Origin of the sequence: Microbacterium testaceum StLB037, from assembly GCF_900104345.1 — a bacterium.
GTDB lineage: Bacteria > Actinomycetota > Actinomycetes > Actinomycetales > Microbacteriaceae > Microbacterium > Microbacterium testaceum_A.
In genome coordinates this window covers 436815-448717 of sequence record NZ_FNJN01000001.1, presented here as the reverse complement: position 1 = coordinate 448717, position 11903 = coordinate 436815, and the positions used below count along the sequence as shown (strand labels likewise).

The window sequence follows — 11903 nt, the reverse complement described above, 5'->3', positions numbered from 1 at the left end:
GGCGACGACCGAAACACTCCGCGCCGACAGCCGAGCGCGCGGAGGTCACGACCGGCGCGGCTCCAGGCGGCCGACACCGTAACGACGGTTCGCCGGGACGTCGGTTTCTTCGCACAGCGCCAGCCACACGTCGCGCGGGTCCACACCCTCAGCAAGGGCGTCGATACTGGTGCGTCCGCCCACGGCAGACAGCACGAGGTCCGTCAGAAGGGAACCGCCGCGCGGCCCGAACTCGTCATCGACGGCACGATCGAACTCGCTACGCCGCATGAACCGCGGCGATCAGCGGAGGGAGAGCTCGGGCTCGACAGACGCGACGAGCTCGTCGGGCACGACGTCGGGGAAGGTCTGCAGGCCCTCGAGGACCGAGAGTCGGTCGCCGACCTCGCGCATGATCGTCGAGATGGGGACGTCGAGGGCTTCGGCGACAGAGGCGAGGATTTCGCTCGACGCTTCTTTCTGCCCACGTTCGACCTCACTGAGGTAGCCGAGAGCAACGCTCGCGCGGCTGGCGACCTGGCGGAGGGTTCGCCCCTTCTGCTGGCGGAGGTCACGCAGGACTTCGCCGATCTCTTGACGAACCAGGATCATTTTGGGGCCCTCCTCACTGCTGATTCCGTCGCCGCCCTCTGTGGACGACTGTGAAACACCTTCTATGGTCACCCTAATGCCGCGCGCTGTGCACCGGATGGGAATCGATACTCGAAACCGGAATGTGCGATCATTTGTTCCCGGTTTTCACAACGGCCTCTGAAGGTGCCATCAGAGCGCCGCCAGCGCGCGTCGGATGGCGAGGTGCGCGGTCTCACGGCGGATGCGTTCGCGGTCACCGGCGATGACGAGAGAGTCCACGCGCGTTCCGAGCGGAGTGGACACGGCGATGTGCACGGTGCCGACGGGCTGCCCGTCCTGTTCGTCGGGTCCCGCGACTCCCGTGGTGGCGATCCCCACATCGGCCGGGACCCCGTCGCGGCCGAGGACGTCACGCACTCCACGCGCCATCTGTCGCGCGACGCGGGGGTGCACGGCTCCGTGCGCATCGAGCAGCGTCTGATCGACGCCGAGCAGTCCGTGCTTGAGATCGGTCGCGTACGCCACCACTCCCCCACGGACGGCTCGAGAGGCCCCGGGAACGTCGACGAGAGACGACACCACCAGCCCGCCGGTCAGGGATTCGGCAACGCCGATCGTCCACCCCAGCTCCCCCAGACGCTCCAGCAGGAGAGCGGCGCTCTCTCGCGGTGTCCGGACGAGCGTCTCGTCGAGATCGTCGGGGATGCCGTCGATCATCGGGATCCCCGCGTCTTCTGCGCCGCGCGCACCTCGGTCACGATGTAGTCGATCCCGGAGGCGATCGTGAGGACGACGGCGATCGTCATCGTGATCACGCCCGCCCACCAGACGGTGGACTGCCAGACCGCGGCGTCGGACAGGGCCGCGAAGGGGATCAGGGCGATCGACAGGGCGATGGCCTGGAACACGGTCTTGAGCTTGCCCATCCAGGCGGCGGCCAGCACGTGATCGCTGACGACGAGGAAGCGGTAGACGGTGATCCCGATCTCGCGCACGAGGACGACGATCGTGATCCACCACGGAAGCTCACCGAGGATCGACAGGCCGACGAACGCGAGTCCGGTCAGGGCCTTGTCGGCGATGGGATCCAGCAGCTTTCCCAGATCGCTGACGATCTCGTACTTGCGGGCGATGTACCCGTCGACGCCGTCGGTGGCGATCGCCACGATGAAGAGGACAGCGGCAGCCCAGCGCAGGCCGCCGTCCGCACCCGCATCCGCGAGGAGAAGCCAGAGGAAGATGGGCGCGCAGACGATGCGCGCGATGGTGATCGCGTTGGGCAGCTGCGGGTGAACGGCCATCAGTCGCGACCCGTCAGCTGCCAGGCGTCTTCGGAGCCCTCGTCGTCGTCGGCGCTCACGACCGGGAGCCCCTCGAACTGCGCCTCGATCGGGTCGGCGCCGTAGCGGTCGTCGGCGTCGGGCGTAGGGGCCGGCGGTGCATCGTCGCCACGGAGTCGAGCGAGGACTGCGGGGAGCTGCTCGTTGGTCACCATGACGTCGCGCGCCTTCGATCCCTCGGACGGTCCGACGATCTCTCGGGACTCCAGAAGGTCCATGAGTCGACCGGCCTTGGCGAAACCGACGCGAAGCTTGCGCTGCAGCATCGACGTCGAACCGAACTGGGTCGACACGACGAGCTCGGCGGCGGCGAGGAGCAACTCGAGGTCGTCACCGATGTCGGCGTCGATCTCTTTCTTCTCGGCGGCGGCCTGCACGTCGGATCGATATTCGGGACGCGCCTGCTGGGTGACGTGCGCGACGACCTTCTCGATCTCTTGCTCGCTCACCCACGCGCCCTGGACACGCAGGGCCTTCGACGCCCCCATCGGCAGGAAGAGCCCGTCGCCCTGCCCGATCAGTCGATCGGCGCCGGGCTGATCGAGGATGACGCGCGAGTCGGTGACGCTCGTCACGGCGAAGGCCAGGCGCGAAGGCACGTTGGCCTTGATGAGGCCCGTTACGACGTCGACCGAGGGGCGCTGCGTGGCCAGCACCAGGTGGATGCCGCTCGCGCGGGCGAGCTGCGTGATGCGCACGATCGAGTCCTCGACGTCGCGCGGGGCGACCATCATGAGGTCGGCGAGCTCGTCGACGACCACCAGGAGGTAGGGGTACGGCTTGAGCACCCGCTCACTGCCCGCCGGCAGCTTGATCTCGCCTGCCACGACCGCCTTGTTGAAGTCGTCGATGTGGCGGAAACCGAACGACGCGAGGTCGTCGTACCGCATGTCCATCTCTTTCACGACCCACTGCAGCGCCTCGGCGGCCTTCTTGGGGTTTGTGATGATGGGAGTGATGAGGTGCGGCACCCCGGCGTACGACGTCAGCTCGACGCGCTTGGGGTCGATGAGCACCATGCGCACGTCGGACGGCTTGGCTCGCATGAGCAGGCTCGTGATCATCGAGTTCACGAAGCTCGACTTACCCGAACCCGTGGAACCGGCCACGAGAAGGTGGGGCATCTTCGCGAGGTTGGCCACGACGAATCCGCCGCCGACGTCTTTGCCGACGCCGATGGTCATCGGGTGCGTGGAGGTGGTCGCGGCGTCCGAGCGGAGGATGTCGCCGAGGGTCACGATCTCGCGGTCGGCGTTGGGGATCTCGACACCGATCGCGCTCTTGCCCGGGATGGGCGCGAGGATGCGGACCTCGTTCGAGGCGACGGCGTAGGCGATGTTGTTGGTCAGGGCGGTGATGCGCTCGACCTTGACGCCCGGGCCCACCTCGATCTCGTACTGCGTGACCGTCGGACCGCGCGAGAACCCGGTCACGCGCGCGTCGACCTTGAACTGCTCCATGACGCTCTCGATGGCCTTGACCACGGCGTCGTTCGCGGCGGAACGCGCCTTGGACGGCGTTCCGGCGGCGAGGGCGGTCACCGCGGGAAGACGGTAGTTCGCCGCGGGAGGCGCCCCGGCGTGGTCACCGCCGAGACCCGAGATCCCGGGAAGGTCGTCGTCGACGGCGTCCTCGAGGGGCGAGTCGTCGTGCAGGCCACGGCCCGCCGCGGCACCGGCGAGAGCCGTGGCGTCGAACACCTCGGTCAGGGCGTCGGGTGCGGGAGGCAGCGGCGGCGGGGTCGGGCGCGTCGTGGGCTCGGGCGCGACGACGGCGGACTCGAAGCCACCCTGAGGCGTTCCGGGCGACAGCAGTTCTGTGAGGTCGTTCGATCCGAGCGACCCGTCGGTCTCTTCTTCGCGACCCGTCTTGTTTCGACGCCACCACGGCAACGACTTCTCGGCCGGTTCGTCGTCGGAGTCGTCGGCGGGCATCACCTGCGTCGCAGCCGTGTCGTCGCGCTCCGCGCGCTCGGCCCCGAACATCCACGCGTAGAGGTCTCCGAGGCGGCGACCGATGCGGTTCGGCGGGGTCTTGGTGAGGATGAGGATGCTCAGCGCCGCGAGCACGGAGAGGGCGATGTACGCCCCGATGTTCGTGAGGACCAGGGCGAGGGGCTCGCCGATGATCCAGCCGGCGAGACCGCCGGCGGGACTGAGCGCCGGCAGACCGCCGACGTTGGGCGCAGGACGATCACCCGCGACGTGACAGAAACCCGCCACCGTCACGATGAACAGCGCGAAGCCGATGCCCACACGCCCGTTGTCGTGCACGGAGGCCGGATGCCGGAAAAGCCACCCCGCGAGAAGCAGCAGAAGCACCGGGAGGACGAAGGCCACCCGGCCCACCAGTCCGCCGAAGCTGTATGCACTGATCAGCGCAGCGGCATCCGTTCCGATGAAGAACCACTCGACCACCGCGCCGAGAGCGGCGAGCACCACGAGGAAGAACGGGAAGCCGTCGCGGCGCTGGTCGCGCTCGAGGTTCTCGGGACCGAAGGCGCGGAACATACCGCCCACACCGTGGGCCACGGCCATCCACGCGCGGACGGCCGCGGCGGGCTTGTCGGGCTCGTCGACGTAGCGCTTGGGCGCGGGGGCGGCGCGCTTCGACGCGGGCGCCGCGGCCTTCGCGCGCGACGACCCCTTGGCGGGAGCGCGGCCGCCGGACGGTGACGAGGTACGAGGCATTCCTCCACGGTAGGCCGCACCTCCGACATTCGGGCGTACCGACGCGGACTTCAGGCCAGGCGCTTGACCATGACGTCGCGGCCCATCCCCTTGCGGACGACGGCGAAACCCTCCGACCGGTAGAGCGACACCGCGTAGTTGTCGCGCTCGACGCTCAGACTGATCCGCGCGTACCCCTGGCCCCGCGCGTGGTCGACGAGGCGCTGCAGCAGAGCTCGACCGGTGCCGTGCGCGCGCCAGAGCGGACGCACGCCGATGATCAGCTCCGGTACCCCCGTCCCGATCCACCCGAACCCGGGCTCGTCGCGTGGGAGCATCCGGCACCAGGCCGCCCCCACGGGCTCGCCGGTCGGCGACTCCGCGACGAAGCCCGCGTCGCCGGGACGCATCCACCCCGCGATGTAACGGCGGTGCTCGGGACTGCAGACGATCTCGTGCCGAGGGCGTGAGACGCCGGCTCGCCACGTGGCGGCCTCGACCGTCATGTCGGCGAGGAAGGCGCCATCCGAGGGGAGCGCCGCGCGGATCGGGAGACCGGGCATGCCCGCATGATAGCGAGCGCGGGGCGGGAACGACGAAGCGCCGCGGGCGAACCCGCGGCGCTTCGTGAGGGTCAGGCCTCGATGACCATCGGCACGATCATGGGCCGACGACGCAGCGACTGGTTGACCCAGCGGCCGATCGTGCGGCGCACGACCTGCGACAGGGCGTGGTTGTCGCGGACGCCCGACTTCGCCGCCTCGGCCAGCGCCGCGGCGATCTTCGGCTTGACGCTGTCGAACACCTTGTCGTCCTCGGCGACACCGCGCGCGTGGATGTCGGGGCCCGACACGATCTTGCCGGTCGCCGAATCGACGACGACGATGACCGAGATGAAGCCCTCTTCGCCGAGGATGCGGCGGTCCTTGAGGTCGGCATCCGTGATCTCGCCCACCGACGAACCGTCGACGTAGACGAAGCCGATGTCGACCTGACCGACGACCTTCGCGACGCCGTCGCGCAGGTCGACGACCGTGCCGTTCTCGCCGAGGATCGTGTTCTCTTCGGGGATGCCGGTCTCGCGCGCGAGCTTGGCGTTGGCCATGAGGTGGCGGTACTCGCCGTGCACGGGGAGGACGTTCTTCGGCTTGAGGATGTTGTAGCAGTACAGCAGCTCGCCGGCGGCGGCGTGACCCGAGACGTGCACCTTCGCGTTGCCCTTGTGGACGACGGTGGCGCCGAGCTTGGTGAGTCCGTCGATCACGCGGTAGATCGCGTTCTCGTTCCCGGGGATCTGGCTGGATGCCAGGATGATCGTGTCGCCCTCGCCCGGTTCGATCGCGTGGTCGAGGTTGGCCATGCGGCTGAGCACCGCCATCGGCTCGCCCTGCGAACCGGTCGACATGTAGACGATCTGGTCGTCGGGCAGGTCGCGCGCCTTCTTGTAGTCGATCAGCACGCCGTCGGGCACGTTGAGATAGCCGAGGTCGGCGGCGATGCCCATGTTGCGCACCATGCTGCGCCCGAGGAGCGCGACGCGGCGGCCGTTCGCGTGAGCGGCGTCGAGCACCTGCTGCACGCGGTGCACGTGGCTCGAGAAGCTCGCGACCACCACGCGCCGCGGGGCCTTGGCGATCACCTGATCGAGCACGGGGCCGATGGCCCGCTCGGTGGGGGTGAAACCGGGGACGTCAGCGTTGGTCGAGTCGACGAGGAACAGGTCGACTCCCTCTTCGCCGAGGCGCGCGAAAGCGCGGAGATCGGTGATGCGGCCGTCCAGCGGCAGCTGGTCCATCTTGAAGTCGCCGGTGGCGAGCACCAGCCCCGCGGGCGTGCGGATCGCGACGGCGAGCGCGTCGGGGATGGAGTGGTTGACCGCCACGAACTCGAGGTCGAAGGGACCGACCTTCTCGAGCTGGCCCTCCTTCACCGTCAGCGTGTACGGGCGGATGCGGTGCTCTTTGAGCTTCGCCTCGATGAGGGCGAGCGTGAGGCCCGAGCCGATGAGGGGGATGTCGCTCTTGAGCTTGAGCAGGTAGGGCACCGCTCCGATGTGGTCTTCGTGACCGTGCGTGAGCACGACGCCGACGATGTCGTCGAGGCGGTGCTTGATGGGCTCGAAGTCCGGCAGGATCAGGTCGACGCCCGGCTGGTGCTCCTCGGGGAACAGCACGCCGCAGTCGACGACGAGCAGCTTGCCCTCGTACTCGAAGACGGTCATGTTGCGACCGACTTCGCCCAGACCGCCGAGCGGGATGACGCGGAGAGTGCCCGCGGCGAGCGCGGGCGGGTCGAACGGGGTAGCGGGCATATGAGCCTCCTCGGATGCCGCCTCGCGGCATCCCTCTGTATGGCGTCCCTGGCCGCGGTTCGGCGGACGCCGATGCTTATCTCGTGGTGCCGTGCACCTTCGGCAGGGCACCGCCGGCGGCCGCGTTGCGGTCGGGGCGGAAGTTGGAGAAGTCAGCGCCGGCCACGTTCTTCACGAGGGCCAGCTCGTCTTCGATGACGGCGGCTTCCCACTCCTCCGGCCCCACCAGGGGCAGGCGGACGCGGGGGCTGCCGATGCGGCCGAGGCCGTGCAGGATGTACTTCGCGGCGACCGTACCGGGCACGTGGGTCATCACTGCGCGCACGAGCGGTTCGAGGCCCTTGTGCGCGGCGGTGGCCGAGGCCAGGTCGCCGGAGTTCACGGCATCCACGATCGTGCGGTAGGGCGCGGCGGCGATGTTGGCGGTCACCCCGATGAGGCCGGAGGCCCCGATCGACAGGTGCGGCAGCACGTTGGCGTCGTCGCCCGAGAAGTACATGAGGTCGGTCTGATTCAGCACGCGGCTGACCTCGCTGAAGTCACCCTTGGCGTCTTTGATCGCGAGGATGTTGGGGTGCTTAGCCAGACGCAGGATGGTCTCGTATTTGATGGGGACACCTGTGCGGCCGGGGATGTCGTAAAGGATGACCGGCAGGTCGGTCGCGTCGGCGACCAGGCGGAAGTGCGTCAGGATGCCGGCCTGCGTCGGCTTGTTGTAGTACGGCGTGACGATCATGATGCCGTCGGCGCCGGCCTTCTCGCTGGCCTTGTAGAGCTCGATCGCGTGCGCGGTCTCGTTCGAGCCACCGCCCGTGATGATCTTCGCGCGACCGGCGGACACGCTCTTGCCGACCTCGACGAGACGCAGCTTCTCGGGGTCGGTGAGAGTCGAGGTCTCACCGGTGGTGCCGGTGACGACGATGCCGTCGGCTCCGGCGGTGATGACGTCGTCGATGTGCTTCTCGGTGGCGGGCCAATCGACTTCGCCGTCGGCGGTCATCGGGGTGATGAGCGCGACGAGCACCTGACCGAAGGGATTGCCGGAGTGCGTCATGTGCCCAGGATATCGGTTCGCGGCGTGCCGCCCGCGGCGTCGTCCACAGCCCCGGTGAACATCGCGTGACAGGGCCCGCGTCCTAGGGTGGCGTCATGGCCTGGACCACCCGCGCGTCGCGCACCGTCTACGAGAACCGCTGGATCCACGTGCGCGAGGACGAGGTGACCGGTCCCCACGGCGACGGCATCTACGGCGTGGTGCGGATGCAGCATCCGGCCGTCTTCGTCGTGGCCCTCGACGATGACGAGCGCGTGTGCTTCGTCGAACTGGAGCGGTACACGACCGGACGCTCGCTCGAGATCCCCGCGGGCGGTTCCGACGGCGAGGATCCGCTCGTGGCCGCGAAGCGCGAGCTCCTCGAAGAGACCGGGGTCACGGCATCCGAGTGGATCCCCCTCGGCCGGATGAACGCCCTCAACGGCATCGCCGACGCCCCCGAGTACGTCTTCCTCGCGAGAGGACTGAAGACGACGGATGCCACGCAGTCGCAGTCCGAGGAGGGCATCGACGCGATCCGGTGGGTGCCGTTCGCCGAGGCGCTCGCCCTCGTCGCCGACGGCACCGTCACGGACGGCGAGACCATCGGTGCGCTCGCCCTCGCCGGGATCCGGCTCGGCCGCTTCCGCTGAGCCGTTCCCGGTCGAGCGGTCAGCGCCCGCGGGACGCCGCCGCGACCACCAGCGCGTCGGGCAGCAGCCGAGACGTGCCGACGAGCACCTTGTAGCGCCACGACGGGACCGAGACCGATCGGCCGCGGGCCGCGTCGCGCAGCCCCTCGCGCACGACGGTCGCGGCGTCGAGCCACATGCCGTTCGGCACGCCCTCCTGCCCCGGCGGCAGCCCGAGGCGGGCGTGGAAGTCGGTGTGCACGAAACCGGGGCAGACCGCCGTCACCGTGACCCCGCGCGGGCGGTAGACCACGTTCGCCCAGCGGCTGAACGAGATGAGCCACCCCTTCACGGCCCCGTACGTTCCGCGCGGGACGAACCCGGCCACCGAGGCGACGTTGACGATGCGGCCGCTCCCCCGCTCGAGCATCGCGGGGAGCGCTGCGTGCATCAGCCGCATCGTCGCTTCGACGTGCAGGCGCAGGTGGCGCACCTCGTCGTCGATGGCGTTCTTCTCGAAGGCCAGGTCGAGGCCGAAGCCCGCGTTGTTGACGAGCACGTCGATGCCGCCCGTGGCCAGTCGCTCTTCGACGACGGAGAGCGCGTCGGCGTCGAGCAGATCGGCGGCGAGCACCTCGACGTCGACGCCGTGCGCCGCGCGGATCTGCTCGGCGACCTCGACGAGCGCCGCGCGGTCGCGCGCCACCAGCACGAGCCCCGCTCCCCGTGCGGCGAGCTGGCGGGCGAACTCGGCGCCGAGGCCGGAGCTCGCTCCCGTGATGAGTGCGGTGGCCATGTCACTCCCCCGGTCTGCGGTAGGTCTCGAAGCGATATCGGATGCCGCTGCGCGAGGTGTGCCAGCCCTGTTCGGGGTCGGCGGCGACGAGGCTCCACCCGTCCGTCGAGGGTGCGCGCGTATCGCCCTCGACCGCGACGTCGAGGCGGGTGACCTCGAGCAGGTCGGCGCGGTCGATCGCGGCGGCGTAGAGCATTCCCCCGCCGATCACCCAGACCTCGTCGCCCGTGGTGAGCGCGAGGGCCTCCTCAAGCGATCCCGCGCGTTCGGCACCGTCGTCGGCCCAGTCGGCGGAGCGCGTCACGACGATGTTGCGCCGCCCGGGCAGGGGGCGGAATCGCGGCGGAAGCGACTCCCAGGTGCGACGCCCCATGACGACCTCGGCCGATCCCGTGACCTCGCGGAAGTGGGCCATGTCTTCGGGCACGTGCCACGGCATCCCGCCGTCGGCACCGATCACACCGTCGTGCGCCTGGGCCCAGACGAGGCCGACCGTGGTCATACCGCGACGGCTCCGCGGATCGCCGGGTGGTGCTGGTAGTCCTCGACCATGATGTCGTCGTAGGTGTAATCGAAGATCGACGCGGGCGTACGGGCGAAGCGCAGCGTCGGGTAGGGGTAGGGGTCGCGCGTGAGCTGCTCGGCGACCTGCTCGCGGTGGTTGTCGTAGACGTGGCAATCGCCGCCGGTCCAGACGAACTCGCCGGGCTCGAGGCCCGTCTGCTGCGCGACCATGAGGGTCAGAAGGGCGTACGACGCGATGTTGAACGGAACCCCGAGGAACATGTCGGCGCTGCGCTGGTACAGCTGGCACGAGAGCTTGCCATCGGCGACGTAGAACTGGAACAGAGCGTGACAGGGGGCGAGCGCCATGTCGGGGATGTCTGCGGGGTTCCAGGCCGAGACGATGAGTCGTCGCGAGTCGGGGTCGCGGCGGATCTGCTCGATCACCTGCGCGATCTGGTCGATCGTGCCGCCGTCGGCGGTGGGCCACGAACGCCACTGCACGCCGTACACGGGGCCGAGCTCGCCGTCGGCGTCGGCCCACTCGTCCCAGATCGTCACGCCGTTGTCCTTCAACCACGACACGTTCGACTCGCCGCGCAGGAACCACAGCAGTTCGTAGACGATCGACTTCAGGTGCACGCGCTTGGTGGTGATGAGGGGGAACCCCTCGGCGAGGTCGAAGCGGATCTGCCGCCCGAACACGCTCGTGGTGCCCGTTCCCGTGCGATCGGACTTGTGCACGCCCGTCTCGAGCACGTCGCGGAGAAGGTCTTCGTAGGGCGTCGGGATGTCGGCGGTCACGGCCTTCACGATACCCGCGACGGGCTCCCGACGGGGGGCGCGGGGCGACGACGGTGGACGGTGGAGGCCTGCGCACGCGGTGGGGAGGAGGGTTCGTCACGAGAGGACTCATCGGCCCTCCCCGCGCTCCCGCGCGTTAGCGTTGACGGTCGTGGACGTGACCTACGCTCTTCTGGCCGCCGGGGCGCTCGTCGTACTCACGACGATCGCCGGTCTCGTGTTCCGGCGCCGCCAGGGCCGCGCGCGCACCGTCGATTCGGTCGAGGCGGTCGATCCCGCCCTGCTCGGTGCCGAGAGCCTCGGGCCCGAGGCGACCCTCGTGCAGTTCAGCACCGAGATCTGCTCCCGCTGCCCCGGGGTGCGCCGCGTGCTCACGCAGATCGCCGACGCCCGCGACGGCGTCAGTTACGTCGACGTCGACCTCACCCATCGGCCCGACCTCGCTCAGCACTTCCGCGTGCTGCAGACCCCCACCACCCTCGTCCTCGACCGGCGTGGAGTGATCCGCACCCGCTTCGGGGGCACTCTCGAACGCGCCGCGGTCGAGAGCGAGTTGACCCGCCTGCAGAAGGAGCCCACCCGTGCCTGACACCTCGCGCATCGATGCTCGCGGCCCCCGCTTCGCGGCATCCATCACCGCCGTCCTCCTCCTCGTGGCGACCGTCCTGAGCCTGATCGGCATCTCGACGCAGCGCGGAGCCTACGGGTGGTTCGCCTACCAACCTCTGGCCGACGCGACCTTCCGCCCCGATGGCTGGGCCGTGCAGCAGCTGCCCCTTCTGGACCGCGTCGCGGACCCCGGCTTCGTCGTGGTGCTCGTGATCGCGCTGCTGTTCGTCTGGGGCGTCACCTCTCCGCGCACCGCGCCGTGGGGCGTGCTCTACCGACGGGTCGTGCAGCCCCGCCTCGCACCCCCGACCGAGTTCGAAGACCCGCGCCCGCCCCGCTTCGCCCAGGGCGTGGGGCTCTTCGTCACGGCTGCCGGACTGCTCCTCCACCTCGCCGGGGTTCCCTGGGCGCTGCCGATCGCGGCGGCCATGGCGTTCGTCGCGGCGTTCCTCAACGCGGTCTTCGGACTGTGCCTCGGATGCCAGCTCTACCTCGTTCTGCAGCGCGCGGGACTCATCGGGCGACGCGGCCCCGCCGCTGTCTGAGCGTCGTCGAGCAAAGGCCTGTCAAGACCCGAAGAGTGCCGTCCGCGCTCACTAGGCTGGCCGCGTCGCGGTCGCCCCGACCGCGCC

General features: G+C 69.6%; 14 protein-coding genes. 3 read left to right on the top strand and 11 right to left on the bottom strand.

The window, feature by feature from the left end; translation table 11 throughout:
- Window positions 1-45 precede the first annotated feature (45 nt).
- From BLS25_RS02070 to dapA, 8 genes are all read right to left on the bottom strand, one after another.
- Window positions 46-270, bottom strand: coding sequence for a DUF3046 domain-containing protein (locus tag BLS25_RS02070; RefSeq protein WP_056227397.1), 225 nt, complete (start codon window positions 268-270; stop codon window positions 46-48).
- A gap of 12 nt (window positions 271-282) precedes the next feature.
- Window positions 283-591: a helix-turn-helix domain-containing protein gene (locus BLS25_RS02065; RefSeq protein WP_055835145.1), complete on the bottom strand. Its 309-nt coding sequence runs from the start codon at window positions 589-591 to the stop codon at window positions 283-285.
- Window positions 592-762: 171 nt separating this feature from the next.
- Window positions 763-1290 (bottom strand): CinA family protein, encoded by a 528-nt coding sequence (locus tag BLS25_RS02060; protein ID WP_056227393.1) that lies wholly within the window; start codon window positions 1288-1290, stop codon window positions 763-765.
- A complete protein-coding gene (gene pgsA, locus BLS25_RS02055; protein ID WP_074694238.1) occupies window positions 1287-1874 on the bottom strand; it encodes a CDP-diacylglycerol--glycerol-3-phosphate 3-phosphatidyltransferase in 588 nt (195 codons plus the stop codon). The genes BLS25_RS02060 and pgsA overlap by 4 nt, the downstream gene beginning before the upstream one ends.
- Window positions 1874-4603, bottom strand: coding sequence for an FtsK/SpoIIIE family DNA translocase (locus BLS25_RS02050; RefSeq protein ID WP_074694237.1), 2730 nt, complete (start codon window positions 4601-4603; stop codon window positions 1874-1876). Before BLS25_RS02050 ends, pgsA begins: the two co-directional genes overlap by 1 nt.
- 50 nt (window positions 4604-4653) lie before the next feature.
- Window positions 4654-5145: a GNAT family N-acetyltransferase gene (locus BLS25_RS02045; protein ID WP_074694236.1), complete on the bottom strand. Its 492-nt coding sequence runs from the start codon at window positions 5143-5145 to the stop codon at window positions 4654-4656.
- Between the two features lie 71 nt (window positions 5146-5216).
- The gene (locus BLS25_RS02040) at window positions 5217-6893 is read right to left on the bottom strand and encodes a ribonuclease J (protein ID WP_056227381.1); all 1677 of its coding nucleotides are present in this window, start codon (window positions 6891-6893) and stop codon (window positions 5217-5219) included.
- 76 nt (window positions 6894-6969) lie between these two features.
- The gene (dapA, locus tag BLS25_RS02035) at window positions 6970-7947 is read right to left on the bottom strand and encodes a 4-hydroxy-tetrahydrodipicolinate synthase (protein WP_056227377.1); all 978 of its coding nucleotides are present in this window, start codon (window positions 7945-7947) and stop codon (window positions 6970-6972) included.
- A gap of 95 nt (window positions 7948-8042) precedes the next feature.
- Between dapA and BLS25_RS02030 the strand changes: the two genes are divergently transcribed.
- Window positions 8043-8579: an NUDIX domain-containing protein gene (locus BLS25_RS02030; RefSeq protein WP_074694235.1), complete on the top strand. Its 537-nt coding sequence runs from the start codon at window positions 8043-8045 to the stop codon at window positions 8577-8579.
- A gap of 19 nt (window positions 8580-8598) precedes the next feature.
- On the opposite strand, the gene BLS25_RS02025 is transcribed toward BLS25_RS02030, so the two are convergent.
- From BLS25_RS02025 to BLS25_RS02015, 3 genes are read right to left on the bottom strand one after another with little or no spacing between them, the layout of a single operon-like run.
- Window positions 8599-9354 (bottom strand): SDR family NAD(P)-dependent oxidoreductase, encoded by a 756-nt coding sequence (locus BLS25_RS02025; RefSeq protein ID WP_056227371.1) that lies wholly within the window; start codon window positions 9352-9354, stop codon window positions 8599-8601.
- Window position 9355: 1 nt separating this feature from the next.
- On the bottom strand, window positions 9356-9856 hold the full coding sequence (locus tag BLS25_RS02020; protein WP_074694234.1) for a dihydrofolate reductase: 501 nt from the start codon (window positions 9854-9856) through the stop codon (window positions 9356-9358).
- Complete coding sequence (locus BLS25_RS02015) at window positions 9853-10662, bottom strand: thymidylate synthase (RefSeq protein ID WP_056228476.1); 810 nt, start codon at window positions 10660-10662, stop codon at window positions 9853-9855. Before BLS25_RS02015 ends, BLS25_RS02020 begins: the two co-directional genes overlap by 4 nt.
- Window positions 10663-10813: 151 nt before the next feature.
- Here BLS25_RS02015 and BLS25_RS02010 point away from each other — a divergent pair, with 151 nt between their 5' ends.
- Both BLS25_RS02010 and BLS25_RS02005 read left to right on the top strand, forming a co-directional pair.
- Complete coding sequence (locus BLS25_RS02010; RefSeq protein ID WP_074694412.1) at window positions 10814-11251, top strand: TlpA family protein disulfide reductase; 438 nt, start codon at window positions 10814-10816, stop codon at window positions 11249-11251.
- On the top strand, window positions 11244-11816 hold the full coding sequence (locus BLS25_RS02005; protein WP_056227362.1) for a DUF4395 domain-containing protein: 573 nt from the start codon (window positions 11244-11246) through the stop codon (window positions 11814-11816). The genes BLS25_RS02010 and BLS25_RS02005 overlap by 8 nt, the downstream gene beginning before the upstream one ends.
- The last annotated feature ends 87 nt before the right edge of the window (window positions 11817-11903 follow it).

Excerpts from the sequence above, each read along its gene's own strand:
- BLS25_RS02070 (WP_056227397.1), bottom strand. The coding sequence starts at position 270 with ATGCGGCGTAGCGAGTTCGATCGTGCCGTCGATGACGAGTTCGGGCCG.
- BLS25_RS02065 (WP_055835145.1), bottom strand. The coding sequence starts at position 591 with ATGATCCTGGTTCGTCAAGAGATCGGCGAAGTCCTGCGTGACCTCCGC.
- BLS25_RS02060 (WP_056227393.1), bottom strand. The coding sequence starts at position 1,290 with ATGATCGACGGCATCCCCGACGATCTCGACGAGACGCTCGTCCGGACA.
- pgsA (WP_074694238.1), bottom strand. The coding sequence starts at position 1,874 with ATGGCCGTTCACCCGCAGCTGCCCAACGCGATCACCATCGCGCGCATC.
- BLS25_RS02050 (WP_074694237.1), bottom strand. The coding sequence starts at position 4,603 with ATGCCTCGTACCTCGTCACCGTCCGGCGGCCGCGCTCCCGCCAAGGGG.
- BLS25_RS02045 (WP_074694236.1), bottom strand. The coding sequence starts at position 5,145 with ATGCCCGGTCTCCCGATCCGCGCGGCGCTCCCCTCGGATGGCGCCTTC.
- BLS25_RS02040 (WP_056227381.1), bottom strand. The coding sequence starts at position 6,893 with ATGCCCGCTACCCCGTTCGACCCGCCCGCGCTCGCCGCGGGCACTCTC.
- dapA (WP_056227377.1), bottom strand. The coding sequence starts at position 7,947 with ATGACGCACTCCGGCAATCCCTTCGGTCAGGTGCTCGTCGCGCTCATC.
- BLS25_RS02030 (WP_074694235.1), top strand. The coding sequence starts at position 8,043 with ATGGCCTGGACCACCCGCGCGTCGCGCACCGTCTACGAGAACCGCTGG.
- BLS25_RS02025 (WP_056227371.1), bottom strand. The coding sequence starts at position 9,354 with ATGGCCACCGCACTCATCACGGGAGCGAGCTCCGGCCTCGGCGCCGAG.
- BLS25_RS02020 (WP_074694234.1), bottom strand. The coding sequence starts at position 9,856 with ATGACCACGGTCGGCCTCGTCTGGGCCCAGGCGCACGACGGTGTGATC.